This is a genomic window from Aliiroseovarius pelagivivens, assembly GCF_900302485.1.
GTDB classification, from domain to species: Bacteria; Pseudomonadota; Alphaproteobacteria; order Rhodobacterales; family Rhodobacteraceae; genus Aliiroseovarius; species Aliiroseovarius pelagivivens.
In genome coordinates this window covers 1,751,099-1,775,760 of record NZ_OMOI01000001.1, presented here as the reverse complement: position 1 = coordinate 1,775,760, position 24,662 = coordinate 1,751,099, and the positions used below count along the sequence as shown (strand labels likewise).

At 57.7% G+C, this 24,662-nt stretch carries 26 protein-coding genes; 15 read left to right on the top strand and 11 right to left on the bottom strand.

Annotation, left to right across the window (positions count from 1 at the left end; all coding sequences use genetic code 11):
• Window positions 1-126: 126 nt before the first annotated feature.
• On the bottom strand, window positions 127-549 hold the full coding sequence (locus ALP8811_RS08690) for a tellurite resistance TerB family protein (RefSeq protein WP_108856720.1): 423 nt from the start codon (window positions 547-549) through the stop codon (window positions 127-129).
• A gap of 128 nt (window positions 550-677) precedes the next feature.
• On the opposite strand from ALP8811_RS08690, the gene ALP8811_RS08685 reads away from it, so the two are divergent.
• The 5 genes from ALP8811_RS08685 (at window position 678) to ALP8811_RS08665 (ending at window position 8,634) form a co-directional block, all read left to right on the top strand.
• The gene (locus ALP8811_RS08685; protein WP_108856719.1) at window positions 678-2,339 is read left to right on the top strand and encodes a lysine--tRNA ligase; all 1,662 of its coding nucleotides are present in this window, start codon (window positions 678-680) and stop codon (window positions 2,337-2,339) included.
• A gap of 200 nt (window positions 2,340-2,539) precedes the next feature.
• Entirely contained in the window at window positions 2,540-4,831 is a 2,292-nt protein-coding gene (locus tag ALP8811_RS08680) for a right-handed parallel beta-helix repeat-containing protein (RefSeq protein WP_108857490.1), read from the top strand.
• 151 nt (window positions 4,832-4,982) lie between these two features.
• Window positions 4,983-5,936 (top strand): polyphosphate kinase 2, encoded by a 954-nt coding sequence (ppk2, locus tag ALP8811_RS08675; protein ID WP_108856718.1) that lies wholly within the window; start codon window positions 4,983-4,985, stop codon window positions 5,934-5,936.
• Between the two features lie 142 nt (window positions 5,937-6,078).
• Window positions 6,079-7,224 carry a lytic murein transglycosylase gene (locus ALP8811_RS08670; RefSeq protein WP_108856717.1) on the top strand — a complete coding sequence of 382 codons (1,146 nt, stop codon included), beginning with the start codon at window positions 6,079-6,081 and terminating at the stop codon, window positions 7,222-7,224.
• Window positions 7,225-7,275: 51 nt separating this feature from the next.
• Window positions 7,276-8,634: an MATE family efflux transporter gene (locus tag ALP8811_RS08665; protein ID WP_108856716.1), complete on the top strand. Its 1,359-nt coding sequence runs from the start codon at window positions 7,276-7,278 to the stop codon at window positions 8,632-8,634.
• 37 nt (window positions 8,635-8,671) lie between these two features.
• On the opposite strand, the gene ALP8811_RS08660 is transcribed toward ALP8811_RS08665, so the two are convergent.
• Together ALP8811_RS08660 and ALP8811_RS08655 are read right to left on the bottom strand one after the other, a co-directional pair.
• Entirely contained in the window at window positions 8,672-9,073 is a 402-nt protein-coding gene (locus tag ALP8811_RS08660) for a hypothetical protein (RefSeq protein ID WP_108856715.1), read from the bottom strand.
• Between the two features lie 32 nt (window positions 9,074-9,105).
• Window positions 9,106-10,308 (bottom strand): pyridoxal phosphate-dependent aminotransferase, encoded by a 1,203-nt coding sequence (locus ALP8811_RS08655; RefSeq protein WP_108856714.1) that lies wholly within the window; start codon window positions 10,306-10,308, stop codon window positions 9,106-9,108.
• Between the two features lie 106 nt (window positions 10,309-10,414).
• Here ALP8811_RS08655 and ALP8811_RS08650 point away from each other — a divergent pair, with 106 nt between their 5' ends.
• The 3 genes from ALP8811_RS08650 (at window position 10,415) to ALP8811_RS08640 (ending at window position 11,747) form a co-directional block, all read left to right on the top strand.
• Window positions 10,415-10,810, top strand: coding sequence for a helix-turn-helix domain-containing protein (locus ALP8811_RS08650; RefSeq protein ID WP_108856713.1), 396 nt, complete (start codon window positions 10,415-10,417; stop codon window positions 10,808-10,810).
• A 3-nt stretch (window positions 10,811-10,813) separates the two neighbouring features.
• Entirely contained in the window at window positions 10,814-11,122 is a 309-nt protein-coding gene (locus ALP8811_RS08645) for a succinate dehydrogenase assembly factor 2 (RefSeq protein WP_108856712.1), read from the top strand.
• A 127-nt stretch (window positions 11,123-11,249) separates the two neighbouring features.
• Window positions 11,250-11,747: a MarR family winged helix-turn-helix transcriptional regulator gene (locus tag ALP8811_RS08640; RefSeq protein ID WP_181363723.1), complete on the top strand. Its 498-nt coding sequence runs from the start codon at window positions 11,250-11,252 to the stop codon at window positions 11,745-11,747.
• Here ALP8811_RS08640 and ALP8811_RS08635 read toward each other — a convergent pair.
• Window positions 11,741-12,436: a DUF1194 domain-containing protein gene (locus ALP8811_RS08635; protein WP_108856711.1), complete on the bottom strand. Its 696-nt coding sequence runs from the start codon at window positions 12,434-12,436 to the stop codon at window positions 11,741-11,743. The genes ALP8811_RS08640 and ALP8811_RS08635 overlap by 7 nt on opposite strands.
• Before the next feature lie 50 nt (window positions 12,437-12,486).
• On the bottom strand, window positions 12,487-12,915 hold the full coding sequence (locus tag ALP8811_RS08630) for a VOC family protein (protein ID WP_108856710.1): 429 nt from the start codon (window positions 12,913-12,915) through the stop codon (window positions 12,487-12,489).
• 154 nt (window positions 12,916-13,069) lie between these two features.
• On the opposite strand from ALP8811_RS08630, the gene thyX reads away from it, so the two are divergent.
• Window positions 13,070-13,978 carry an FAD-dependent thymidylate synthase gene (thyX, locus tag ALP8811_RS08625; RefSeq protein ID WP_108856709.1) on the top strand — a complete coding sequence of 303 codons (909 nt, stop codon included), beginning with the start codon at window positions 13,070-13,072 and terminating at the stop codon, window positions 13,976-13,978.
• 179 nt (window positions 13,979-14,157) lie between these two features.
• On the opposite strand, the gene ALP8811_RS08620 is transcribed toward thyX, so the two are convergent.
• Window positions 14,158-14,376, bottom strand: coding sequence for a cold-shock protein (locus ALP8811_RS08620; RefSeq protein ID WP_108856708.1), 219 nt, complete (start codon window positions 14,374-14,376; stop codon window positions 14,158-14,160).
• 265 nt (window positions 14,377-14,641) lie between these two features.
• Here ALP8811_RS08620 and ALP8811_RS08615 point away from each other — a divergent pair, with 265 nt between their 5' ends.
• From ALP8811_RS08615 to ALP8811_RS08605, 3 genes are all read left to right on the top strand, one after another.
• A complete protein-coding gene (locus ALP8811_RS08615; RefSeq protein WP_108856707.1) occupies window positions 14,642-14,977 on the top strand; it encodes an arsenate reductase family protein in 336 nt (111 codons plus the stop codon).
• Between the two features lie 35 nt (window positions 14,978-15,012).
• Window positions 15,013-15,369: a hypothetical protein gene (locus tag ALP8811_RS08610; RefSeq protein ID WP_108856706.1), complete on the top strand. Its 357-nt coding sequence runs from the start codon at window positions 15,013-15,015 to the stop codon at window positions 15,367-15,369.
• A gap of 199 nt (window positions 15,370-15,568) precedes the next feature.
• Window positions 15,569-16,915, top strand: a complete 1,347-nt coding sequence (locus ALP8811_RS08605) for a uracil-xanthine permease family protein (protein ID WP_108856705.1) — start codon at window positions 15,569-15,571, stop codon at window positions 16,913-16,915.
• A gap of 59 nt (window positions 16,916-16,974) precedes the next feature.
• Here ALP8811_RS08605 and ALP8811_RS08600 read toward each other — a convergent pair whose 3' ends face one another.
• The 5 genes from ALP8811_RS08600 to thrS form a co-directional block, all read right to left on the bottom strand.
• On the bottom strand, window positions 16,975-17,523 hold the full coding sequence (locus ALP8811_RS08600; RefSeq protein ID WP_108856704.1) for a DoxX family protein: 549 nt from the start codon (window positions 17,521-17,523) through the stop codon (window positions 16,975-16,977).
• Window positions 17,524-17,543: 20 nt separating this feature from the next.
• On the bottom strand, window positions 17,544-18,329 hold the full coding sequence (locus tag ALP8811_RS08595; RefSeq protein WP_108856703.1) for an HvfC/BufC N-terminal domain-containing protein: 786 nt from the start codon (window positions 18,327-18,329) through the stop codon (window positions 17,544-17,546).
• Window positions 18,326-19,192 carry an MNIO family bufferin maturase gene (gene bufB, locus ALP8811_RS08590; protein ID WP_108856702.1) on the bottom strand — a complete coding sequence of 289 codons (867 nt, stop codon included), beginning with the start codon at window positions 19,190-19,192 and terminating at the stop codon, window positions 18,326-18,328. The genes ALP8811_RS08595 and bufB overlap by 4 nt, the downstream gene beginning before the upstream one ends.
• Window positions 19,193-19,288: 96 nt before the next feature.
• Entirely contained in the window at window positions 19,289-19,582 is a 294-nt protein-coding gene (locus ALP8811_RS08585; protein ID WP_108856701.1) for a BufA1 family periplasmic bufferin-type metallophore, read from the bottom strand.
• A 415-nt stretch (window positions 19,583-19,997) separates the two neighbouring features.
• Window positions 19,998-21,944: a threonine--tRNA ligase gene (gene thrS, locus ALP8811_RS08580; protein ID WP_108856700.1), complete on the bottom strand. Its 1,947-nt coding sequence runs from the start codon at window positions 21,942-21,944 to the stop codon at window positions 19,998-20,000.
• 172 nt (window positions 21,945-22,116) lie between these two features.
• On the opposite strand from thrS, the gene ALP8811_RS08575 reads away from it, so the two are divergent.
• The 3 genes from ALP8811_RS08575 (at window position 22,117) to ALP8811_RS08565 (ending at window position 24,631) form a co-directional block, all read left to right on the top strand.
• Window positions 22,117-22,872, top strand: coding sequence for an alpha/beta fold hydrolase (locus tag ALP8811_RS08575; protein ID WP_108856699.1), 756 nt, complete (start codon window positions 22,117-22,119; stop codon window positions 22,870-22,872).
• A complete protein-coding gene (locus ALP8811_RS08570) occupies window positions 22,869-23,837 on the top strand; it encodes an alpha/beta hydrolase (protein ID WP_181363722.1) in 969 nt (322 codons plus the stop codon). The genes ALP8811_RS08575 and ALP8811_RS08570 overlap by 4 nt, the downstream gene beginning before the upstream one ends.
• A gap of 68 nt (window positions 23,838-23,905) precedes the next feature.
• Window positions 23,906-24,631, top strand: a complete 726-nt coding sequence (locus ALP8811_RS08565; protein ID WP_108856697.1) for an alpha/beta fold hydrolase — start codon at window positions 23,906-23,908, stop codon at window positions 24,629-24,631.
• The last annotated feature ends 31 nt before the right edge of the window (window positions 24,632-24,662 follow it).

Here is a 24,662-nt window from a genome sequence, read left to right as displayed (position 1 = left end):
AACGCTTCAAGATGCGTGTTGATCACGCACGCGTGGTGTCTTTTCGGACACGCAAAACGGAAGGCTATATCAGGCCAACAAGGGGCCACGTGGCCCCTTTATGATGTTCTAGGAATGGCTGTTGCCTTAGATCGTCATGTGACGGGCGCGCGCACCACGTTCGATGGCGGCGGCGTGAAGGCGATCGATGTTCAGCTCGTACCGGATTTCTTCGAGGATGCGCAGTTCCGGGCCTTGCAGGACACCATCAGCGGCAGCTACGTCACAGGCCAGCGCATAAGCGGTTTCCCACAGGTTTTCCGGCAGGTTGTCACGCACAAGACCAAAGAGCGCATCCAATCCATCTTCGACGGCGAATAGGTCAAATACGGTCTGTGACACGGTCTTGAAACGGTCCGGGTCATAGGTTGCGAAGACGGGCAGGTGATTGACGATCCGTTCAATCGTCAAAAGTTCGGCGGATGTAACTTGTTCATCCGAAGCGGAAACCGCCATCATTACGGCGATCAGGCTGTCCTGAGGGGTCAGGGAATGGGGAATGTCTTGCACTTGGAATTGCTCCTCTGTTGCAGTGCAGAATATTGACCCCAGCCCCCCTAGGCAATAGGGAGTGGACCCTAGGGGCAATCGGCCCCTAAATGGTGCGAATATGTGCCGAGAGATAAAGGAAACAGCAGATGACTGATCAGATCAGCCCTGAAATGCGCGACGCCGCGATGGCGTCGAAAGCCTGGCCCTTTGAAGAAGCGCGCCGGGTGCTTAAACGCTATCAGAAGGGCGCACCTGAAAAGGGACATGTGCTGTTTGAAACGGGTTATGGCCCATCGGGACTGCCCCATATCGGCACCTTTGGCGAAGTTGCGCGGACAACGATGATCCAGCGCGCGTTCGAGGTGATATCGGACATTCCGACCAAGCTGATCTGTTTCTCGGACGATCTGGACGGGATGCGCAAGGTGCCGGGCAATGTGCCAAACTCCGAAAGCCTGCATGAGCATCTGCAAAAACCACTGACCAGCGTGCCGGATCCGTTTGGTACGCATGAAAGCTTTGGTCATCACAATAACGCCATGCTGCGCCGCTTTCTTGATACGTTCGGGTTCAAATACGACTTTTACTCGGCCCAAGAGTTTTATCAGTCGGGCCAGTTTGATGAGGTGCTGAAGCGCGCCGTCGAGAAATATGACGAGGTCATGGAGGTGATGCTGAAATCACTGCGTGAAGAGCGTCGCCAGACGTATTCGATCTTCCTGCCGATCCACCCCGAAACCGGCCGCGTTCTGTACGTGCCGATGAAAGAGGTGAATGCCGAGAACCACACCATCACCTTCGATGATGAGGATGGTAAAGAATGGACGCTGCCCGTGACCGGCGGCAATGTGAAGCTTCAGTGGAAACCCGATTTCGGGGCGCGCTGGGCCGCGCTGGAAGTCGATTTCGAGATGTACGGCAAGGACCACTCCACCAACACGCCGATCTATGACAAGATCTGCCGCATTCTGGGCTGGCGTGCGCCGGAGCATTTCACCTATGAGCTGTTCCTCGATGCCAATGGGCAGAAGATCTCGAAGACCTCGGGCAACGGGATTTCGATTGATGATTGGTTGAAGTATGCGTCGACTGAAAGCCTTGCGTACTTCATGTATCTCAAGCCCAAGACCGCCAAGCGGATGCATTTCGATGTGATCCCCAAGGCGATGGACGAATACCACCAGCAGCTGAACGCGTATCACAAGCAAGATCTGAAGCAGCAGTTGAACAACCCGGTTTGGCATATCCACGGGGGCGATGTGCCAGTGTCGAATTTGGTCGTTCCGTTCTCGATGCTGCTGAACTTGGCGTCGGTGGCACATGCCCATGACAAGGCGCAGCTTTGGGGCTTCATCCAGCGTTATGCGCCGGATGCGTCGCCGGAAACGCATCCTGATCTGGATGCGGCGGCAGGCTATGCGGTGAAGTACTATGAGGACTTTGTAGAACCCGAGAAAGTCTTCCGCCTGCCCACAGATCAAGAACGTGGCGCACTGGAAGAGCTGGCGCGTGCGCTGCGCGATGGTGACGTTGCGCTGGACGCGATTGCCCGCAAGAACGAGATGATGGGCAATGAAGACCCGCTGCCCGAGGTCAATTTCCACTCGGACGAGTTCCTGCAATCGGTCGTTTTCGCACTGGGCAAGCTGCATGGGTTCGAAAACCTGCGCGACTGGTTCAAGGCGCTCTATGAGGTGCTTCTGGGTGCCAGCCAAGGTCCGCGCTTTGGTGGGTTTGCTGCCCTGTACGGCGCCGCGGAAACCGCCGCCCTGATCGACAAGGCGCTGGCCGGAGAGCTGGTGAAGTAAGACCTTCTAGGTCACTGAAATAATGAACGGCGTCCGAGTGATCGGGCGCCGTTTTCTATTCTGGCTCTCGTGCAACGCACGCCTGCCTTAACGCTCGTTAACTCCAGGCATTTACCTCTTTTGGCGTTTCTCGCCCCGTCCTGCGCGTCCTTCGCGTCTGCGCGGGGCTTTGCGTGGATTTCGACCTGAAAGGGAACCTGATGAATAAGGCGATTACCGAAGGGGTGGTGTTCATGCCGCCTGAATTTACGGATGGGCTGGATGTCTGGTCAAGCGAGGACGGCACCCCCGGCAGCCTGACCTATGACGGGGCGGGTAATGCGGCCATCGTTCCGGCGGATCAGGATTTCGACAGCTGTCTTGAGCTGTTCAAGGACCAGAATACTCAGACGCTGCGCTATATGGGGCAAACACCGTTCGAACAGGGCTGTTATTTGCGGGTGCGTGCGCGGGTCAAGGCGATCTCGGGGCCGTTGCCGTCGGTCCGTATCGCGACGCGTCCCAGCTTGTCGGGCGGGGGACATGCGGGCGGGTATGTCGAAACCGGGCCGGACGTGCCCCTGACAGCGTATGGCGAAGTGGTCGAGGTCTCGGCGATCATCGGGTCGGGTAGCCGGTCGAGCGTTGATATGGTCTGGGGCGAAGATGTGGCCTATGCCCATATCGGGCTGGATTTGACTGGGTCAAACGGGGCCGCGGTGCGCATTGACGATATGATCGTCGAGGATGTCACCGGCGCCTATCTGCGCGACATGATGGATTGGGTCGATGTGCGCGACTTTGGTGCCGCCGGGGATGGTGTCACCGATGACCATGCCGCGTTCGAGGCCGCCGACGCCGCTTCGGGTGGTCGCACCCTGTTGGTGCCTGACGGGGTATTTCATATCGGCGCAAATCTAACCCTGCATACCGATATTCGTTTCGAGGGCACGGTGACGATGGCGGACAATGTGTATCTGTCGCTGACACGGAGCTTCGATCTTCCCACCTATATCGACGCCTTCGGCAGCGAACTTCTGGGCTTTCGCAAGGCGTTTCAGGCGTTGCTGCACTATGCCGACCACAAGGTTCTGGATATGTGCGGCCGACGCATCGACGTGACTGAACCCATCGATATGCAAGAGGCATATGCGACATCGGACACCTTCCTGATCCGGCGTGCGATCCGCAATGGCCAGTTCTACGTCATCGGCGGCGCGCCTTGGGATGAAGACGTAACGACCTCGGCGGCGCAGTACAGCCCCGCCAATCCAAACAAACTGACCAATGTGCCGGGGATTTCAGCTATCCAGCCGGGATCGGTTGTCACCGGCAATGGCGTCGGGCGCGAAGTGTATGTGAAATCGGTTGATGTCAGCGCAGAAGAGCTTGAGCTAAGCCGCCCACTGTGGGGCGCGGATCCCAACCAGACCTATACGTTCACCCGCCACAAATATGTTCTGGATTTCGGCGGTTTCGCCGAGTTGCGGCGCATGAACCTGATCGAGGTCGAGTTCCAGTGCAACGCGCATGCCTCGGCGGTGATGCTGGCGCGCAACGGCGAGAACATGGTGTTCGAGGATTGCCACTTCATCAAACCGAAGAACCACGGGATCAGTTCGATCGGACGGGCCTGTCAGGGGCTTCATGTAGACCGATGTCAGTTCATCTCGGCCGAGCAAAGCCTGACCGCGACGGATCGTGTGTCGGTAGCAGTGAATGTAAACGCCAACGACTCGAAAATCCGGGATTCTCAATTCCAGCGTATGGGGACATCGATGGTGATGTATGGCTCGGGCCATATCATTCAGGGCAACCATCTGTACCAAGGGGATGAAGTGACCGATGGTCCGCGCGTTGCGGGCATTGTGTTTACGCTTGAGAACAACAAAACGGTTCTGACCGGCAATTACATCGACAATTGTATGATCGAATGGAACAACGAGCATGACTCGGAGCCGGACTTCAGCAACGAGTATGCCTTCGGTGGGATGACGATCACCGACAACATTTTCACCGCCAATGACGTCGCTTCGTGGTTCACGTGGATTATGATCAAGCCGTTCGGGACGGGGCACTATCTGTCGGGCTTACACGTCAGCAACAACACCTTTCGGTCGTTGAACGGGCGGGTTGATCGCGTCGAAAGTGTTTCAACGACTCATGGAACCTTGAACGGTTGGAGCATGCGCGACGTGACCTTCCAGAACAACGCCTTCGTCGGGGTCGATCAGCGCACAATTTCGCCTGTGACCCTCGAGTTCAATCAGAATACAGAGGCCAGCACCTGGAGCTTGGATGGTTCGGCCTATTTCCCGTTTGGTGGGAATGCCCGGACGGTCTCGTCCGTGGTGATCGAAGGTGATCTGCGAGATGGGTCAAACAATCAGGTCTGGGACAATCCGCATGTTTTGGTGAATCAGGGTACTGGTGCGAAGCTGGCCCAGTTGAAGTGGTCCAAGCCCGTACGCGGGACGGCGCATGTGACGCTGCGCACCGATAAACCCGTCTGACACTCTTGTAGAAAGGCCCTCCTATAGGTGGGCCTTTTTCGCAGCTTTTGTGTGGGATTTGTCTGAACATCTTCGGATTCATTGATGCGGATCAAGGCGCGGTGCGGGCTGACTTGGTAAAGGCAAACCGGACAATCAAGGAGAGATGCGAATGAGTGTGAATCAGACCCGTACCAGTACGCCAAAAAATGCAGCAAAAGTAGCTGCCAAGCCCGCTGCTGAAGTCAAAGCCGAGCCCAAACCGTTCCCGAAGGTGAGTGCTGACCAGATCCGCGAGACCTTTGAGAACGGCAAGTATCCCTATGACACCAAGCTTGGTCGCAAGGAATACGAGGCCGAAAAAGCCCGCCTGCAGGCTGAGCTTTTGAAGGTGCAGCGCTGGGTTGGCGAAACGGGTCAGAAATTCGTACTGTTGTTTGAAGGCCGTGATGCGGCCGGCAAGGGCGGCACGATCAAACGCTTTATGGAGCACCTGAACCCTCGCGAAGCGCGCGTTGTTGCGCTGAACAAGCCCACCGATGAAGAACGTGGCCAGTGGTTCTATCAGCGTTACATCAGCCAGCTTCCCACTGAAGGCGAAATGGTCTTCTATGACCGCTCATGGTACAACCGCGCGGGTGTTGAGCGCGTGATGGGTTTCTGTAACCCAAGCGAATACTTGGAGTTCATGCGCCAGACACCTGAATACGAGCGCATGCTGACCCGTTCGGGCATTCGCCTGTACAAGTATTGGTTCTCGGTCACCCGTGAAGAGCAGAAACGCCGCTTTGACAGCCGCAAAGATGACCCATTGAAGCGTTGGAAGCTCAGCCCGGTCGATCTGGCGTCTCTGTCTAAATGGGACGACTATACGGAAGCGAAAGAAGCGATGTTCTTCTATACGCACACTGCTGATGCGCCATGGACCATCATCAAATCGAACGACAAGAAACGTGCGCGTCTGGAATGCATGCGCCACTTCCTGTCGACGGTTGATTACCCGGACAAGGACTATGATCTGGTCCGTGCACCCGATCCGCTGATCGTTGGTCATGCCAGTCAGGTGATCCACAATTCGAACCATATTCTGGGCGCAAGCCTGCATCCGGATCAACGTCGCGGTTGATCCGACCGACGAAACAGAAAGACAAGGGGCGCTTCGGCGCCCCTTTTTCATTCAATCTTTTGTTGAGGCGGGTTAGTCTTGAGAAAACAAGTTTGCGCACGGATCCCAAAGCGCATCGTATTCAAGCAGTGCAGGTGGTTTCATGATCTATTCCAGACGTTTCATTCTGGCCGGTATGTCGGCGCTGTCCCTAGTGGCCTGTCAATCGGGTGGAGCAGGGGGGAGCGCCGTGCGCAGCACGCAAGGCGGAATGCGGGTGGCCCCGAACGCACGGTTTGATGCCTGGGTGCCAGGTGCCAAGAAAAGGATGATCGCACGGGGGCTTTCCCCATCCACCGTTAATCGTGCCTTCCGCGATGTGGGCTTTCTGCCCGGTGTGGTCGAACGCGACCGCAATCAAACCGAGTTCGTGCGCTCGTTCGAAGACTACTTGGCCATCGCCGCATCTGACGCGCGGATCGAGAAAGGGCGCGCGATGCTGTCCAAACACGCGCGCCTTTTGAACAGGCTCGAGGCAAAATACGGTGTCGAGAAAGAGGTGATCGTCGCCATCTGGGGCGTGGAAAGCCGCTATGGTGCGCGGCGCGGCGACGTGCCTGTGATGTCCGCCTTGGCGACGCTTGCCTTTGATGGGCGGCGTGGTCGCTTCTTCGAAGGCCAGATGGCCGCCGCGATTAAAATCTTTGCGCGTGGTGACGTCACACCCGCGCGGATGACCGGCAGTTGGGCGGGCGCGATGGGGCATACGCAGTTCATCCCGACCTCGTATCTGGCATATGCGGTGGACTTCCAGGGTGACGGCAAACGCGACATCTGGTCGGATGATCCCACGGATGCGTTGGCTTCGACTGCCGCTTACCTCAGCCGATCAGGCTGGAAACGCGGGCAACGCTGGGGAACGGAAATTACAGGACGTGAACCATCTGGTCGGGGTCGCGTCGTGAAGCCTGCGGGAGACAGTGGGCCGGTGTTCGAGGTCTACCACAACTACGGTGTGCTCGGCAGGTACAACAACGCCCAGAAATACATCATCGGCGTGGGGCATCTGTCAGACCGTCTGGTCGGGCGTCCCGCCCTTCGTGCTTCGTTCGGTACAGACGAACACGGGCTAACATTGGACGACCGCAAAGCGCTGCAGAAAGGGCTGACACGCGCAGGCTTTGACACCGGAGAGGCCGATGGCGTTCTGGGGAACAAGACCTATGCCGCGATCAAAGCGTTCCAGCGGTCGCGCGGACTTCTTGTGACGGGTACCCCATCCAAAGCGCTACTGGCAATGCTGCGATAGCGCCAACACTCTGTGCTTGCCCAACCGTACCACCGGGAATAGAGGTGGATCATGACACAAGTAATGACTCTCCCTCAGCACATGCGTGCCGTTTTGGTTCTGGGTACGCCCTTGGTGGCCTCGCAGCTGGCGCAGTTTTCGGTGCAAATCACCGACACGATCATGCTGGGGTGGTACGGTGTCGAGGAACTGGCCGCCGTTACCTTGGCCGGCACGTTCTTTTTCATCTTTCTGATCATGGGATCGGGGCCGGCCTTTGCGTTGATGCCCATGGTTGCCGAAGCCGCCGAGGCCGGAGACGACGTCCGTGTCCGTCGCCTGACCCGGATGGCGCTTTGGATCTCGATCGGCTTTGCCCTCGCGGTGTTGCCCCTGATGTGGATGTCCGCGCCGATCCTTCAGGCGATGGGGCAGGACGAGGGGCTTAGCCTGATTGCGCAGGATTACTTGCGGATTGCGGGCTTTGGCTTGATTCCGGCGCTGGGCGTGATGGCCTTGCGCAGTTATCTGTCAGCGTTAGAGCACGCGCGGATTGTGCTGTGGGCGACCATCATTGCGGCCGTGATGAATGGGGTCATCAACTATGCGCTGATCTTCGGCAATTGGGGCGCACCGGAACTGGGTGTCCGCGGGGCGGCGATCGCCTCTGTCACCATTCAGATCGCAGCAGGGATTGTCCTGTGGATGTACGCAGCGCGTCTGAACCCGGAACAAGCGTTGTTCCAGCGGCTGTGGAAGCCGGATTGGGAGGCCTTGATCGACCTGCTGAAACTGGGCGTTCCGATTGGATTGACCACTCTGGCCGAGGTGGGGATGTTTTCGGCCTCGACCATCGTGGTGGGGTTGATTGGCACGGTAGAGCTGGCGGCCCACGGGATCGCGCTTCAGATCACCGCGACCTTCTTCATGGTGCATCTTGGCTTGTCGATGACAGCAACTGTGCGCGCAGGCCGTGCGCTTGGCCGCAAGGACGAACTCGGGCTACGTCGGGGGGCGTTGGCGGCGACACTGGCGTCCGTCCTGTTCGGCGGGCTGACGGTCATCTTGTTCTTTGTGTTCCCCGAGCCGCTGATCCAACTGTTCTTGGACCCAGCCGAGGTCTTGCGCGACGAGATCGTTGTCCTTGGTACCGCATTGCTTGTGGTCGCAGCCCTGTTCCAGTTTGCAGATGGCGCGCAGGCCATTGCCATGGGGCTTCTGCGGGGCGTACAGGACACGCGTGTGCCGATGGTCATCGCCAGCCTTAGCTATTGGGTGGTTGGAATGGGGTCGTCCTATGTGCTTGGTATCACGATGGGCTTTGGCGCGGTCGGCGTCTGGTGGGGACTGCTTTTGGGATTGCTCTGCGCAGGCGCCTTCATGTCGTGGCGCTTCTGGATGCAATCTTCGCGTATTGGCGCATCCGCCTGACGCTGCAGACGACCACACGTACCATCTGAGGCGGCGATTAGCCTTTGATCAACCGATCCGCCTTCTTGCGCACCAACATCGTGCGCAAATCATGCATGGCCAGCAACAGCGCGTCGGTCACCTGTTCCAGATCCTCATCCGAGGCACGGGCCTGCGCCCAATGCGTGGTCAGGTTCAGGTGATCGACGGTGCGCAGGATGTCATCGATATCGCGCTGTTTAAGCTGGGCGCGGCGTTGCTCCATCCAATCCGAGATCGCGGCTTTGTCCTCATCGGACAGCTCACGACCCCCTTGGGGTTTCACATCGCCGTTCTTGATGTTCACGACCGCGATCTGGTCCAGCTCGATCCGGCGCTGCCGATTTTCCGTATCAACCTTGAAGACGAAGGCACCGTTTTCACGGACGCGGAAATAGTAATCTGGCAAGACAGCAGTCATCTGGGACCTTTCGATTCGGATCGCTTTTGGTTCTATACCAAAGAAGCACAGAAATCCTGAATGCGTGTGCAGGCTTCGGTCAGCGCGTCGTCCGACGTGGCATAGCTGACACGGAAGTTCGGCGACAGACCGAAGGCCGAGCCAAAGACCACTGCCACGCCTTTCTCTTCCAGAAGCGCCTTGGCGAAAACTTCATCCGTGTCGATCTTCACGCCCCCAGCCGAGGTCTTGCCGATGCAATCCTTGATCGAGGGGTAGACGTAAAACGCCCCATCCGGCACCGGGCATTCGATCCCTTCGGCGGCGTTCAGCATGTCGACCACCAGATCACGACGACGCACGAACATCTTGTTGTTCTCGGCAATGAAGTCCTGCGGTCCGTTCAGCGCCTCGACGGCAGCCCACTGGCTGACCGAACAAGGGTTCGAGGTCGACTGAGACTGAATCTTGCGCATGGCAGCGATCAATTCCACAGGTCCCGCAGCATAGCCGATCCGCCAACCGGTCATGGCATAGGCTTTGGACACGCCGTTACAGGTCAGCGTGCGGTCATACAGGCCGGGTTCGACCTCGGCAGGGGTGCAGAACTCGAAATCATCGTAGGCAAGGTGTTCATACATATCATCCGTCATCACCCAGACTTGCGGGTGACGCATCAGAACGTCCGTCAGAGCCTTCAGTTCCGCGCGTGAATACCCTGCGCCCGTCGGGTTCGACGGCGAGTTGAAGATCAGCCATTTGGTTTTCGGCGTGATCGCGGCCTCAAGCTGTTCGGGTGTCATGCGGAACCCGGTTTCGATCGGGCATTCGACCACCACGGGTTCGCCGCCGGCCAGAAGCACCATGTCGGGATAGCTGACCCAATAGGGGGCCGGGATGATCACCTCGTCGCCCGGGTTCAGCGTGGCCATCAGCGCATTGTAAAGGATCTGCTTTCCGCCTGTTCCGACAGACACCTGAGCAGGTGTATAGTCCAGCCCATTCTCGCGCTTGAACTTGTCGCAGATCGCCTGCTTCAGCTCGGGCATCCCGTCTGGCGCCGTGTATTTTGTTTTGCCCGCATCAATCGCGGCTTTCCCCGCGGCTTTGATGTTCTCGGGCGTGTCGAAATCCGGCTCGCCTGCGCCAAGTCCGATCACATCGCGCCCGGCTGCTTTCAGCTCGGCTGCAAGAGTGGAAACAGCGATGGTCGGAGAAGGTTTTACGCGGTCAAGTGTCGCGGAGAGGAAAGACATGGCGGCCTCGGTTTGTATGTTGGTCACAATTCTTCTAGGGTGCGCCGCGAAGCTGATCAAGCATCATCAGGTGCCGGTTGTCGACATTGTATGAGGAGAGACAGGCATGGAACAAACTGAATCAAACGGTGACTGGTTTTCCGAGGATGCTGCGACCTTTGGGGATCGCCTTGCTGCCGCCCGCGAAGCTGTAAATATGTCGCAATCCGACTTGGCTAGACGACTGGGTATCAAGCTGAAAACTTTGCGTGGATGGGAAGAGGATCTGTCCGAACCCCGCGCCAACAAACTACAGATGGTTTCGGGCGTCTTGAACGTCTCCATGCGCTGGCTTTTGACCGGTGAAGGGGAAGGGGTTGAAGAACCGGCGCTTGAGAATGGCGAAGCCCCGGAAGTGCGCGACCTTCTGCTTGAAATTCGTGACATCAAGATGCAGATGAACCGCTCGGCCGACCAGCTGGGGCGGCTTGAAAAACGCCTGCGTAAGCGGCTGGAAGGATAAGAGATGAGCGGTATTCCCTATGATCAGCTGAAGGAAACTCCCGGCGCGCATGCGGGCGAGACACCCGAGCATCGTGTCAAGCGGTTGGCCATGCGGTCGATGCGGCGCGGGATCAAGGAAATGGACATCATCCTGACGCGCTATGCCGACGATCATCTGGAAGACATGAGCGCGGATGAGTTGGATCTGTACGAGGCGCTGTTGGGTGAAAACGATCAGGATCTCTATCAGTGGGTGTCGGGTCAACAGGACGCTCCAGAAGCCCTGTCCGAGCTGATCTCTCGAATTGCCAACCATATGCAATCGCGCTGATTGCACCCTGTTCGCACGGCGATTTTCCGAAAATTTTCCCGATCTTGTCGGTGGTTTCACGACATATTTAACTGAATGTTCTTCTTTCAACCTCAAGAGTCGTCACAGTAACGGTTCGGAGAGACGGATGAGCATGCATTTGCAGATCGGGCAAACAGTCAATCATGGCTTCGTAGTGCAATATCTTGAGGCGCTGGCTTTGGTCGAGCGTTTGCACAGATTATTGCTTGATGTAATCAAGGATGAATTTGAACGTGTCGGCGTGTTGGAAGTGAATGCGGTTCAGGCGCTTTTACTGTTCAACATCGGTGATAACGAGGTAACAGCGGGCGAGCTGAAAAGCCGCGGTTATTATCAGGGCTCCAACGTGTCCTATAATCTGAAGAAACTGGTCGAGATGGGCTATATGCACCATCAACGGTGCGAGATTGACCGCCGCTCGGTTCGGGTGCGCCTGACAGAAAAAGGCCGCCTGATCCGCGATACTGTCGCCGGATTGTTCGAGCGTCACGCGGACGGATTGCAGTCGCGCGATGTGCTGTCATCGGATGGCATCAACGACATCAACACCGCATTGAAACGTGTCGAACGGTACTGGACCGACCAGATTCGTTATATCTATTGATCCGAGACGTGCAGGGGCGGCGACGCGTCTGACACCATCATCCCCTGCGTTTCACGCAAAATCTTCTTGATCATGGCGGATTCGAATTCTTTGAAACTGCGGGCCTGGATGGTGAAACTCCCAATGCCGTGCAGGACATAGGCTTCGAAATACGAGGTCAGATCGCGGTCGGGAACAGATGCGCCGATGACCAGTGCGTTGACGACAACGTTTCTCAGTCGCGGATCTTGTCGAACGTCTTGCGGTCGTGGACCGGAATTTGATTGTCCGTCGCCTGAAAGGTCAAGGCTGTGGGACCAGCAGTCAGGTCGTTGCGACAACAGCTCGGCTCCGTAAAGCATCGCGCGCCCCAACCCGGTCGAGGGATCGACGGGTATGCGTGTGGTTCGGCGTAGTCGATCTGCAATGCCGGAAATCACGCTTTCAGAGGTTAGCGCAGTCCAGTTTTGCAACATCCGCTGATGTCCTGGACCACTCCATTCGTAAATGCTCAGTTCGATGACTGTCTCGGGTGAGGCAAGCAGTTTTGCCACCACTTCCGGGCTTTCTAACGCGGCAGCCAGACCATCCAACTGCAGGCGATATTCTTGGCTGTCGACAGATCCCGAAATATCCAGCCCCATCGCAAGCGCCTGCCTGCACTGAGACTGCGAGAGCGCGAGTTGCGGGATCAAACAGATCACCGCCATGCACCTAAAGAAGTGCAAGGCAGTTGCTCCGAATTTCGCCCGAACTGGCATCACCAGTGCCCGGTGTTTTCCATGCTGGCCCAGGGTTCCTGCGATGGCAGGGGGGTCCCGGCCTGCAACAGTTCAACCGACACGTTGTCAGGCGAGCGCACAAAAGCCATCCGCCCGTCGCGCGGTGGGCGGTTGATCACCACGCCATTGTCCTGCAGGTGTTGGCACATGGCGTAGATATCCTCGACCTCATAGGCCAGATGTCCGAAATGACGGCTGTCCGACGGCAACCCGTCATCGCCATCCCAGTTATGGGTCAGCTCGACCGGGCATTCGGGTTGGTCCGGCGGGGCCATGAATATCAGTGAAAACCGCCCCTCTTCAAAGTCGGAATGACGCGTTTTCTCAAGGCCCAGAAGCTCGAAAAAGCGAATGCTGGCCTCCAGATCCTTTACTCGGACCATTGTGTGCAGATAGCGGACTTTCATTGAAATATCTCCGATCCAAGTCTGGTTCGAGGATTAGCCTAACAGTTCAGCCGGGCGATAAAAGCCAAAACAAACGAAATACGGCATATGGCTGTTTTTCCGAAAGCCGCAACTAGATATAGTGGCGGGGCAGCCAACATACGAGAGATTCGCAATGTCACTTAGCCCCGAGCAAATTCAGGAAATTGAAGACCAACGCGCCCAGACCGGCACCACCCGCCGCGCGATCAGCGAGGGGATGGAGAAACACCTGTATACCGCGCATGAAGTTCTGGATCACGGGTTCGTTCGGGTGATCGACTATATGGGTGACGATGCTGCGATCTGTCAGGCCGCGCGTGTCAGCTATGGCAAGGGCACCAAGTCGGTGCAAAACGACGAAGGTCTGATCCGCTATCTGATGCGCCACTGGCACTCGACCCCGTTCGAGATGTGCGAGATCAAGCTGCACGTGAAACTGCCCGTCTTCGTGGCACGCCAGTGGATCCGTCACCGGACCGCGAATGTGAACGAATACTCGGCCCGCTATTCGATCCTTGACCGCGAGTTCTATATCCCGGCGCCCGAACACGTCGCCGCACAGTCCGTGGTGAACAACCAAGGACGGGGCGCAGCCTTGCAGGGCGAGGAAGCCGCGCGGGTTCTGGAGATCCTGAAGGCCGACAGCAACCGCGCCTATGATCACTATCAAGAAATGATCAGTGACGAAGGGCAGGACGGTCTGGCCCGCGAACTGGCCCGCATGAACCTGCCCGCCAACATCTACACCCAATGGTACTGGAAGGTGGACCTGCACAACCTGTTCCACTTCCTACGCCTGCGCGCCGACCACCACGCTCAATACGAAATCCGCGTCTATGCGGATGCGATCTGCAACGTCGTCGCCGACTGGGTCCCCGCCGCCTATGGCGCGTTCGAGGACTACCGTCTGGGCGGCGCCAACCTGTCCGGCCGCGCCATGGAGTGCATCCGCCGGATGCTGAAAGGCGAGGACGTAACGCAGAAGAACTCGGGCATGTCGAAGGGGGAGTGGCGTGAGTTTGAGGCTGAATTGAAGGGGTGACGCCCCCTGAAGGTGTTGCGAAGTTTCCTCATGACCACTTAACATTCTGGGAAGCGTTTTCATTTCATGTCCACCCAGGGTCAGGTGACGCCCTCAGCAGATGAAGCGATCCCCCAAAGAAAAACCCCGCCGAGTATTCACTCCGCGGGGTTTCGAAATTCAAACGGGTCGAGGCTAGCTTAGCCCTGAACCTCAAGATCAATAGCCGACTGGCGACCGTCACGACCTTCTTGTAGCTCGTAAGCCACTTTGGTGTTGTCAGCCAGACCGGTCAGGCCCGAACGCTCAACAGCCGAGATGTGTACAAACACGTCTTTGCCGCCGTTATCGGGCGCGATGAAGCCATAGCCTTTGGTGGTGTTGAACCATTTAACGGTGCCGGTTTCTTTATCGGACATATCCGCTTCTCCTTTATGTAACCCTGCAGTGTGCGGGGCCTTCGTTCGCAATCAGGTATCGTCCGACTGCCTGAAAGGAGGCGGTAGATAGTTCTGTCTTACCCCTCAGACATGGGACGAGAGGCTAATAAATGCAAGAAAAACCTTGTTAACGCCTGATTTGCAGCAAGTCTTTGCAACCTTTCGCTTCGTATGTTTTACGGCCATAAATGGCGCTGACAGCATCATCATTAGGATGCATGACAAGGATATGACAGGGGGCAATATGCGCATCTGGGGACTGAAAAACTGTGACACTTGCCGCAAGGCCGCGAAGGCGCTCGAGGGGGCCGGGCGCACGCTGGACTATGTGGATGTACGTGCCGATGGGGTTTCCGCTGCTGATATTGCCCGGTTTTTCGACACCTTCGGCGATGCGCTGGTCAACAAGCGGTCAACCACGTGGCGTGGACTGTCCGAGGATGAACGGGCGGGCGATCCCGTTGCGCTTCTTGCGCAGCATCCCACATTGATGAAGCGCCCGGTGATTGAAGCGGACGGTCAGTTGACGCTGGGTTGGGACGCAAAAATGCAGGCGAAATGGTTGGAGAACGGCGCCTGATCCCTTATCTGGGATGAAAGAGCAGGAGGATAACGATGCGTAATGCCGCTTTGGTTTTGGGTGTGATTGCTGGTGTGTTGGGCATGATCGTCGGATTTTTTGGATATGGTTACACGGAAGTGATTGACCGATTTGGCGAGCTGCCGGATCTGGCCGAGCAGGTCGAGAACCCCGGTCGCGTGCGGGCGTTTGCGTTGATTGCGCCGCTTCTGGCGCTGGCTGGTGGCGCGATGGCGCGGTCTGTGGCGCAAATTGGCGGCGGGTTGATGCTGGCCTCGGCCGCTGGGATGTATTTCGCTTTTGGTTATGGCGTTTTCACGATGTTCCCGATTGCGCTGGCCGCGCTGGGTGGCATTCTGGCGCTGGCGGCAGTGAAGCCTGATCCGCACTAGACGTTCCAAAGATTTCAAGATTTTTAACACCCGCAGATGCACTCTGCGGGTGTTTTTGTGCCGCCCTGCGGCGGCATGGTTTCTGCATCTGCGTGACTGGAATTTGCAAAAATCGCCGTCTTTGGCCACGCTCGTCCCATCAACGATAAGAAAAACACGCTACTATTGGGGATTTCCCCAAGAAGAACAGGGACATACCATGACAGACCTAGCAAGCGCAGAGAACCTGCGAAACCCAGATTACACGCCACCCTTAGGACAAGCCGTGCCATTGGGCATTCAGCACGTCCTGGCGATGTTCGCGTCCAATGTGACGCCTGCGATTATTGTTGCTGGTGCAGCAGGGTTCGGTTTCGGATCGAACTCGCCTGATTTTCCGGTGATGCTGTACATGATCCAGATGTCGATGCTGTTTGCTGGTATCGCGACGCTGTTTCAGACCATCGGCATGGGGCCGGTGGGTGCGCGACTGCCGATTGTGCAAGGAACGAGTTTTGCCTTTCTTCCGGTGATGATCCCGGCTGTTGCGGGGCAGGGCGTGGCTGGAATGGCCGGGCTGATGACTGGCGTCGTCATTGGGGGTGTGTTCCATTTCCTGCTGGGTACGGTGATTGGGCGCATCCGTTTCGCGCTTCCTCCGTTGGTTACGGGACTGATCGTCCTGATGATCGGCTTATCGCTGGTGAAGGTGGGCATTCAATACGCCGCCGGGGGGGTGCCGCTCATGGGTAAACCAGAATTTGGCAGTCTGAACATGTGGATCCCGGCACTGGTCGTGATTGTCGTGACACTTGGCATCAAATTCTTCACACGCGGCTTTATGGCCGTCGCGGCGGTGCTGATCGGATTGGTCGTAGGCTATGTGGTTGCGTTGATGATGGGGCAGGTAGATTTCGGCAATGTGGGTCGCGCATCGTGGTTCGCACTTCCGACGCCCTTTAAGTGGGGCATGGACTTCAACGGGGCGATCATCATTGGCATGTGCTTCATGGCCGTGATCTCGGCCATCGAGACGGTGGGGGATACGTCAGGCATCACCAAAGGCGGTGCAGGGCGTGAAGCCACGGACAAAGAGATCTCGGGGGCGACCTATGCTGACGGGTTGGGCACTGCGATTGCCGGCATTTTTGGCGGGCTGCCCAATACCTCGTTCAGTCAGAATGTCGGGCTGATCAGCATGACTGGAATGATGAGCCGCCACGTAGTGACCATCGGTGCACTGTTCCTGATCCTGTGTGGTCTGGTGCCGAAGATCGGGTCAATCGTGTCGACGGTGCCGATCAATGTGCTGGGCGGCGGTGTAATCGTGATGTTCGGCATGGTTGCTGCAGCTGGTCTGAACATGCTGTCCGAGGTCACTTGGAATCGCCGCAACATGGTGATCTTCGCCGTGTCGCTGTCGATGGGGCTGGGTCTGCAGATGGTACCGGAAGCGCTTCAGCATATGGGGCGGACGTGGCAGATCCTTCTGACCTCGGGCCTGTTGCCCGCAGCCTTCCTGTCGATAGTGCTGAATCTGGTTCTTCCCGAAGAGCTGGATAAGTAGTTGAAAAGAAAGAGCACCCCGAGGGGTGCTCTTTCCAACACAAGCAAACAAAACACTCGTTACTTAAGCTTAAGAAGCCGATCTACAGATAGCGATCCGGCGCCTTTCAGGACGGGGATCAGCAAAACGACAACCCAGAACAGGCGCTGATCCAGAATAAGGCTGTCGGGGATGCGATCGAACCAGGCGCCAAGCGTTTCCGCATGCTCAATTCCCCCATGACCGAACAGGTCGGTCAAGCTTTGCACGATGACAAAGCCGATCATGCTCAGTGACGCCAGGCGGGTGAACAGCCCGATCACTATCAAAAGCGGCAGGATGAATTCGGCCACGGTGCCTGCGAAAACCACAGCCCAGTGGAAGAAGGTTAGATCACCGACGTTATAGCTGGCGGCCTCCATCGCTTTGGGGAAGATCTGGGCATAGGCGCCAAGCGAGGGTTTGAAGATCCCGAGAAGACCCGGACCCACCTTGGTCAGGGCCGAGGCCCAGAAATAGCCCAAGAGTGTCGCGGCAAACGTGAAGCGCGCCAATAGGGGCAGGGCTTCGGGGGCTGCGCGATCAGCCAGTCCGGCCAGCCGGTTGTGAATGTGCACCAAGGCTTGCATGGTGATGTCCTTCCTTCTTCTTAGTCCCGGTCTATGCCGGTTATGGCCTGCGCCGCGATCAGCGTCGTCAGCGTGGAGGTCAGGTCGAAATCTGGTGTCTCGGATGTGGCAAGCCCAAGCGCCGTGCCAAAACTGCGTCCCTTCAGAAGCGAGCTGACAAAGGCCGCACCGCCTTCGGGCAGCAAAAAGGTTTTCGGTTCAAACCCAATACGCGAGATCAGGATGTCTTCACTGCCCGCACTGGGCTGCGGACCATCCGCCATGTTGAAGTCCCAGATGGACTTCGCAGGCCACTTGGCGCGCAGCACCTCGCAGGCGGGGGCCAGCACCAGGTGGGATTCCATCAGCGCGTGCTGGCTGAGGGCTGTCAGCGCTGCCGGATCAACCGGATCAGCATCGCCCGCGTGATAGGCGCGGCGCAGGGCCAGTTCCAACCGGGCCACATCGGGCAGGTATTTCAGGTGTAGCGTGCCGGGGAAGCTTTCTAGAAAGCCGGGAAAGGCAGCGCCGTAATGCATCATCAACTGCGAGGCGGGCGGGTGGATACGCAGATAGACCTTGGCCATCTCGCGGAAGAATTCGTCCCCCAACAGTTTGGTCAGTACCGGGAAACCGGTCAGCATCGCCTCGGACAGGCTGTGCACCACGTTGTTGCGATAGACCGAAAAGCGTTTGGACGCCTGCTGGCCATCCGGGTTCACCAGCCCCTCGGGTACATCGGCCTGCGCGTTCAGGATCGCGGTGCGAAACTCGGCCTGAGAAACGGTGCTGCGCGCGGGCGTTTGGGTCAGCGTGTCTTGGGTCATGCGGGCACCTTTTGAGTCTGTGCTGCCATCTGCGCGGTGGCGCGGGCGGCTTCGCTTTCCAGCACGTCCCAATCAGGCACGTCATTGTCCCACTCGATCAGGGCAGGGCGAGCACCTGTGCGGGCGATTACATGGTCAAACAGCGCCCAGACAGGTTCGTCCACGGGCTTACCGTGGCTGTCGATCAGCAGCTTGCGACCCAGTTCGTCCGCGTCTTCGTCGTGACCGGCCAGGTGGATTTCCTCGACCAGTTCCAGCGGGTAGGCGTCCAGATAATCCAGCGCTTCAAACTCAAGATTGGTGGCCGAGATGAACACGTTGTTCACATCCAAGAGCAGGCCACAGCCGGTACGGCGCGCGATTTCGCGGATGAAGTCGGGTTCGGACCACGTGCTCTCGGCGAAGGCCAGATACGAGGACGGATTTTCCAGCAGCATCTTGCGACCCAGCAGGTCTTGCACCTCGTTAATATGCGCGGTGACGCGAGTTAGCGTGTCGTTCGTATAGGGAAGGGGCAAAAGGTCGTTCAGGAATGCACTGTCATGGGTCGACCACGCCAGATGCTCCGAGAAGCTGGCCGGGTTCAGCCAATCCACCAGCTTTTTCAGCCGTGCCAGGTGTTCCGGGTCCAAGCGCGTTTCGCCGCCGATGGATGCGCCAACGCCATGCACGGAAATAGGGAAGTTTTCCGCAAGGTGTCGCAGCTGTGCGATCTGACGACCGCCATCGCCCATATAGTTCTCGGCGTGGATTTCCAGCCAAGTGACGGCACCGGGGGTGTTTAGAAGGTCTTGGAAATGCTGCGGCTTGTACCCAACGCCAGCGCCGTCGGGAAGCGTCGTGTTGTTGCGTTGGTCCAGCATGTCAAAGCCCTTCGTGTTCTTGTCTGTTTTGGTCGCTCTGGCCAAATGACCTTGGCCAGAGCGCTTTTTTAGGGACTAGTCAGCGATCCTTAAGGATTAGCCGGGCAGGTTCATTTCAGTCGCGGCCAGCGAACCCATGTGCTTTTTGCCGTCTGCATCGGTGATTTCCATGGTTTCGCAGGTGCCAGCCGGAACCAGTTTCCAAGCGTTGCCCTGATAGTCGACGGTCGACGAACCGGCGCAGGTGGTGCCGGGACCAGCTGCACAGTCATTCTGGCCTGCAAGCGAAACGCCGAAGCATTTTTCGTTGTCTTCAGCAAAAGCCGGAGCAGCGTTGGCAGCTACAGCAGCGGTGACGGCGCCCAGGATGGCTACAGTTTTCTTCGACATCGTATTTCCTTTCGGGTTTGTAATTCGTTCCGCCTCGAAGCGGTAAGGAAAAGCTAAGCGGGGAAATGGGTGGTCTCCACTCACGAAAACGTGGATCACGGGCCTGTCAGGTCAGCGCGAGCGGCACATAACGCGGGCGTGAGCGGCTTGGTTGGGTGGGATTTCGCGAAGATCCAAGAAAACTTGAGTTTCCGTCGGGTTAGCATTTGTCACGTTGCAATGGATTGTAACGAAATATGCTGTCCCGCCGTTCACATCTTTCAAAGGAGCTGGCGCCGATTTCTGTAATGTTACAGTTTTCTGCAATGCGGCGGGGGCTGGATCACGTCCTTTGTGAGCCTATGTAACACCCCAAAATACAAAAAAGCGCCCTCTGACCGGGTCAAAGGGCGCTTGAATTGGTTTTATTTAGCGATCAGGTCAGATCAGGGGCTGTGGCTTCTATGGCCAAATCCGCCGCTACTTGGGCCAGCGGAAGCACCTTCGAATGCTTTTCGCCCAGACGACGCATAGACACGGTGCCGTCTTCGACTTCTTTTTTACCAACGGCCAAGATCACCGGAACCTTGCCGACAGAGTGTTCGCGGACCTTATAGTTGATCTTCTCGTTCCGGATGTCGGCCTCGGCACGGATGCCCTTGGCTTTCAGCTCGGCGACAACTTCCTGCACAAAGTCATCCGCATCCGACACGATCGAGGCCACAACAACCTGACGCGGGGCCAGCCAGAAAGGCAGTTTGCCCGCGTGTTCTTCGATCAGAATGCCAATGAAGCGCTCGAACGAGCCCAGCGTCGCGCGGTGCAGCATGACCGGGCGGTGCTTGGCGCCGTCTTCGCCGACATAGTTTGCGTCCAGACGTTCCGGCAGAACGAAATCGACCTGCAGCGTGCCACACTGCCAGTCACGGCCAATTGCGTCGGTCAGAACAAACTCCAACTTCGGACCATAGAAGGCGCCTTCGCCGGGATTCAGCTCGAACTCGCATCCGGCTGCCTTGGTGGCGGCCATCAGCGCGGCTTCGGATTTGTCCCACACCTCATCAGAGCCCGAGCGTTTTTCAGGGCGATCCGAGAATTTGACCGAGAACTTCTCGAACCCCAAGTCCTTATAGATGTCGGACAGGAATTCGATGAACAGCTTCGTTTCGTCTTCGATCTGCGCTTCGGTGCAGAAGATGTGCGCGTCATCTTGGGTAAAGCCGCGCACGCGCATGATGCCGTGCAAAGCGCCCGACGGTTCATAGCGGTTACACGATCCGAACTCGGCCATGCGCAGCGGCAGGTCGCGATAGGATTTCAGGCCCTGATTATAGACCTGAACGTGGCAGGGACAGTTCATCGGCTTCAGCGCGTTCACAGCCTTTTCGCGGGCGTGCTCTTCATCCACTTCCACGATGAACATGTTTTCCTGGTATTTGTCCCAGTGGCCCGAGGCCTCCCACAGGCGGCGATCCACCACTTGCGGGGTGTTCACTTCGACATAGCCGCCTTTTTGCTGCTGGCGGCGCATGTAATCTTGCAGTTGGGTGTAGATCGTCCAGCCGTTCGGGTGCCAGAATATCTGACCCGGCGCTTCTTCCTGCATGTGGAACAGGTTCATCTCGCGACCCAGCTTGCGGTGGTCACGCTTGGCGGCTTCCTCCAGCATGTGCAGGTGCTTCTTCAGCCCATCTTTGTTCTGGAAGGCGACACCATAGATCCGCTGCAGCATTGCGCGGTCTGAATCACCGCGCCAATACGCACCGGCCACGCTCATCAGTTTGAACGAGTCGGCGGGCAGCTGGCCTGTGTGTTGCAGGTGCGGACCACGGCAGAGATCCTGCCAGTGACCGTGCCAATACATGCGCAGCGGTTCGTCGCCCGGAATGGCTTCGATCAGCTCGACCTTATAGGGCTCGTTATTGGCCTGATAGAACTTCACCGCGCGGTCACGTTCCCAGATTTCGGTGGTGACGGGATCGCGCTTGTTGATGATCTCTTTCATCTTGGCTTCGATCGCGCCCAGATCTTCCGGTGTGAACGGCTCTTCGCGGTCGAAGTCATAATACCAGCCGTTATCGATGACCGGGCCGATGGTAACTTTGACGTCCGGCCAGATCTCTTGCACAGCACGTGCCATCACGTGGGCAAAGTCGTGCCGGATCAGTTCCAGCGCCTGATCGGGATCCTTCATCGTGTGGATAGCGATCTCGGCATTTTCATTGATCGGCCATTGCAGGTCCCAATGGGCTCCGTTCACAGTGGCGGAAATGGCCTTCTTAGCCAGCGAGTTGGAAATGCCAGCAGCGACTTCGGCAGGGGTCACACCTGCGTCGTACTCGCGCGCATTGCCATCGGGAAATGTAAGGGAAATCTGGCTCATTGGCCTAGCTCCTCGTCGTTTTGGCGCCCACGGAACGCCCGGTTGCGGGTTATGTGTGCGGGTCTTTTGACGACTTGAGACAGCTCTGTCAACGCTCGACCCGACACAAGGGGGATTGCACTGGGGCAAGGGGTGGATATTGTCGTCGCCAACGAAAGACGAGGGAGCCAAAATGTCCGAAATCCAGCATCTCGAAACAAAGCAGGGGCGTCGCATCGCCTATGCCAAATCAGACGGGCAGGGGCCGACGATCGTCTTTTTGTCTGGCCTGAAGTCGGACATGGAAGGAACCAAGGCCGTCGCGCTTGAGGCATGGGCGAAAGAGCAAGGCCGCGCATTCCTGCGCTTTGACTATTCGGGCCACGGCGTCAGCTCAGGCGAGTTTGCGGACGGCAGCATTGGCGATTGGCATGAAGATACGCTGGAAGTCGTCGACAAGCTGATTGACGGCCCCATTCTGGCGGTCGGAAGCTCGATGGGCGGCTGGCAGTCGCTTCTGCTGTCACGTGCACGGCCCGAGCGGATCATGGGACTTGTGACCATTGCCGCCGCGCCTGATTTCACCGAGGACGGATATTGGGCTGGGTTCACGGATGAACAGAAAGCCGAGTTGGAGCGCGAAGGCTTCCTGACACTCCCATCAGACTATGAAGAGGACTACATCATCACCAAACGGTTGATCGAGGACGGCCGCGACCAGCTGGTGCTGCGCTCGCCGCTACGGTTGGATATGCCAGTACGATTCCTGCAAGGAACGGAAGACGACGCGGTCCCCACGTCTCAGGCGGTGAAGCTGCTTGAACATGTCGAAGGCGATGACATTCGCCTGACCCTTGTGAAGGGGGCGGATCACCGGTTCTCGGATGATGAATGCCTGCGTACGATCCAGAAAATGGTCAAGGTCGTTCTGACCCGAGGTGCAGCATGAACGGAGTATTGCGTACCGCCATGGGCGTTTCCGCTGTTGTTGCGGCCCTGTTTGTAATCGGCCCGTACGAGCCGGTTGATCTGGAAGTTCAGTTTGACGCGGCCGTAATCGGCCCGGATCCCGACGCCTATCTGGCGCAGCGGGAAGCTGTGTTTGACGACTTGGTCGACGGCGCAGAAAAGCAGATCGTCTGGGCAGGCGAAGCGGGGCAGAAGACGCCCTTGTCCGTCGTCTATATCCATGGCTTTTCCGCCACCCATCAGGAAATAACCCCTGTACAACAACTGGTTGCCGAAGGGCTGGGCGCGAACCTTTATAACGCCCGTTTGGCCGGGCACGGCCGAAGCCCCGAGGCGATGGACGGTCCGACCGTCAACGACTGGATGGTTGATTTCGCCGAAGCGATGGCGATTGGGCGTGCCATCGGGGATGAGGTTCTGATCATCTCGACCTCGACTGGCGGCACCATCTCGGCCCTTGGTATGTTTGATGACGCGGCCGCGAAGAATGTGAAAGGGATCACGTTCATTGCGCCAAACTTCGGGATCAAACAGGCTGGTGCTTCGTTTCTGACCTTCCCTGCTGCACGTCTCTGGGTGCCGTTGATAAAAGGGGCGACCCGCGGATTTACTCCCATCAATGACGCACAAGCCAAATACTGGACCGAAAGCTATCCCACCACGGCTTTGATGCCGATGGCGGCGATGGTGAAGGTCGCGGCGAGCTCGGGCTATGGTATCGTCAATGTGCCGGCATTGTTCATCTATTCGAAAGAGGATCAGGTGGTGTCGGCTGAAGCGACCGAGACCGTCGCCTCGGGCTGGGGCGGGATCGTGCATCGGCACGTGGTCGCATTGGGACCGGGCATCGACCCGATGGCGCATGTGTTGGCGGGGGACATTGTCAGCCCGAATGGCACAGACTCCACGGTTGACAAAATTCTGGACTGGGCGCGCGGGTTATAACTTGCGCGAGCCCTGACCTCGGGCCAAGGTCAGGGCAAAGCAGATAAAAAAATACAGGTGAGGCCAGCATGCAGGAACCCTTGGTTCTGATTCCCGGAATGATGTGCGATGCGCGTGTTTTCGGACCGCAAATCAATGATTTATCCAGAGATTACACAGTGATAACCGCCGCCCCAACACGGGGCGACACCATCCGCGAAATGGCAGCGAAGATCCTTGATCAACTGCCTCCGCGCTTTGCTTTGGCAGGACTAAGCCTTGGTGGGATCGTCGCGATGGAGATGGCCCGGCGCGCCCCTGATCGGGTAAATCGGCTGGCGTTGATCTCGACTTCGCCCTTGGCGGACACGCCGGGACAGGCCGCGTGGCGCGAGCCGCAGATTGTGCATGCAAATATTGGCAGGCTGGATGAAGCCATGGCCGAGGCCTTTTCCCCAGACGTTCTGGCCCCCGGACCGGCACAGGCCGAGATCATGGATCTTGTGTTCCAAATGGCGCGTGCCATTGGGCCCGAGACATTCGTACGCCAGACCCGCGCCCTGCAACGTCGACCTGATGCGCAGCGGGCGTTGCAAAGGCTGAAAGTGCCAACCATGGTGATGTGTGGTGCTCATGACAAAATGACTCCGCCCAAGCGGCATGAAACCATGGCCGAGCTGATCAAGGATGCTGAATTGGTGATCCTGCCCGACGCAGGCCACCTGCCGACGTTGGAAACACCCGAGCATGTGAATATCGGCCTGCGCGCCTGGATGAAGCTGCCGCTCCAGTTGCGAGAACGCGCCATCGCGTGATTCATATGTGATGAAGCATGAAAAAACGCGC

Bases quoted from the DNA above. Each gene is read 5' to 3' on its own strand.
- ALP8811_RS08685 (WP_108856719.1), top strand. From the start codon at position 678: ATGACTGATCAGATCAGCCCTGAAATGCGCGACGCCGCGATGGCGTCG.
- ALP8811_RS08680 (WP_108857490.1), top strand. From the start codon at position 2,540: ATGAATAAGGCGATTACCGAAGGGGTGGTGTTCATGCCGCCTGAATTT.
- ppk2 (WP_108856718.1), top strand. From the start codon at position 4,983: ATGAGTGTGAATCAGACCCGTACCAGTACGCCAAAAAATGCAGCAAAA.
- ALP8811_RS08670 (WP_108856717.1), top strand. From the start codon at position 6,079: ATGATCTATTCCAGACGTTTCATTCTGGCCGGTATGTCGGCGCTGTCC.
- ALP8811_RS08665 (WP_108856716.1), top strand. From the start codon at position 7,276: ATGACACAAGTAATGACTCTCCCTCAGCACATGCGTGCCGTTTTGGTT.
- ALP8811_RS08660 (WP_108856715.1), bottom strand. From the start codon at position 9,073: ATGACTGCTGTCTTGCCAGATTACTATTTCCGCGTCCGTGAAAACGGT.
- ALP8811_RS08655 (WP_108856714.1), bottom strand. From the start codon at position 10,308: ATGTCTTTCCTCTCCGCGACACTTGACCGCGTAAAACCTTCTCCGACC.
- ALP8811_RS08650 (WP_108856713.1), top strand. From the start codon at position 10,415: ATGGAACAAACTGAATCAAACGGTGACTGGTTTTCCGAGGATGCTGCG.
- ALP8811_RS08645 (WP_108856712.1), top strand. From the start codon at position 10,814: ATGAGCGGTATTCCCTATGATCAGCTGAAGGAAACTCCCGGCGCGCAT.
- ALP8811_RS08640 (WP_181363723.1), top strand. From the start codon at position 11,250: ATGAGCATGCATTTGCAGATCGGGCAAACAGTCAATCATGGCTTCGTA.
- ALP8811_RS08635 (WP_108856711.1), bottom strand. From the start codon at position 12,436: ATGGCGGTGATCTGTTTGATCCCGCAACTCGCGCTCTCGCAGTCTCAG.
- ALP8811_RS08630 (WP_108856710.1), bottom strand. From the start codon at position 12,915: ATGAAAGTCCGCTATCTGCACACAATGGTCCGAGTAAAGGATCTGGAG.
- thyX (WP_108856709.1), top strand. From the start codon at position 13,070: ATGTCACTTAGCCCCGAGCAAATTCAGGAAATTGAAGACCAACGCGCC.
- ALP8811_RS08620 (WP_108856708.1), bottom strand. From the start codon at position 14,376: ATGTCCGATAAAGAAACCGGCACCGTTAAATGGTTCAACACCACCAAA.
- ALP8811_RS08615 (WP_108856707.1), top strand. From the start codon at position 14,642: ATGCGCATCTGGGGACTGAAAAACTGTGACACTTGCCGCAAGGCCGCG.
- ALP8811_RS08610 (WP_108856706.1), top strand. From the start codon at position 15,013: ATGCGTAATGCCGCTTTGGTTTTGGGTGTGATTGCTGGTGTGTTGGGC.
- ALP8811_RS08605 (WP_108856705.1), top strand. From the start codon at position 15,569: ATGACAGACCTAGCAAGCGCAGAGAACCTGCGAAACCCAGATTACACG.
- ALP8811_RS08600 (WP_108856704.1), bottom strand. From the start codon at position 17,523: ATGCAAGCCTTGGTGCACATTCACAACCGGCTGGCCGGACTGGCTGAT.
- ALP8811_RS08595 (WP_108856703.1), bottom strand. From the start codon at position 18,329: ATGACCCAAGACACGCTGACCCAAACGCCCGCGCGCAGCACCGTTTCT.
- bufB (WP_108856702.1), bottom strand. From the start codon at position 19,192: ATGCTGGACCAACGCAACAACACGACGCTTCCCGACGGCGCTGGCGTT.
- ALP8811_RS08585 (WP_108856701.1), bottom strand. From the start codon at position 19,582: ATGTCGAAGAAAACTGTAGCCATCCTGGGCGCCGTCACCGCTGCTGTA.
- thrS (WP_108856700.1), bottom strand. From the start codon at position 21,944: ATGAGCCAGATTTCCCTTACATTTCCCGATGGCAATGCGCGCGAGTAC.
- ALP8811_RS08575 (WP_108856699.1), top strand. From the start codon at position 22,117: ATGTCCGAAATCCAGCATCTCGAAACAAAGCAGGGGCGTCGCATCGCC.
- ALP8811_RS08570 (WP_181363722.1), top strand. From the start codon at position 22,869: ATGAACGGAGTATTGCGTACCGCCATGGGCGTTTCCGCTGTTGTTGCG.
- ALP8811_RS08565 (WP_108856697.1), top strand. From the start codon at position 23,906: ATGCAGGAACCCTTGGTTCTGATTCCCGGAATGATGTGCGATGCGCGT.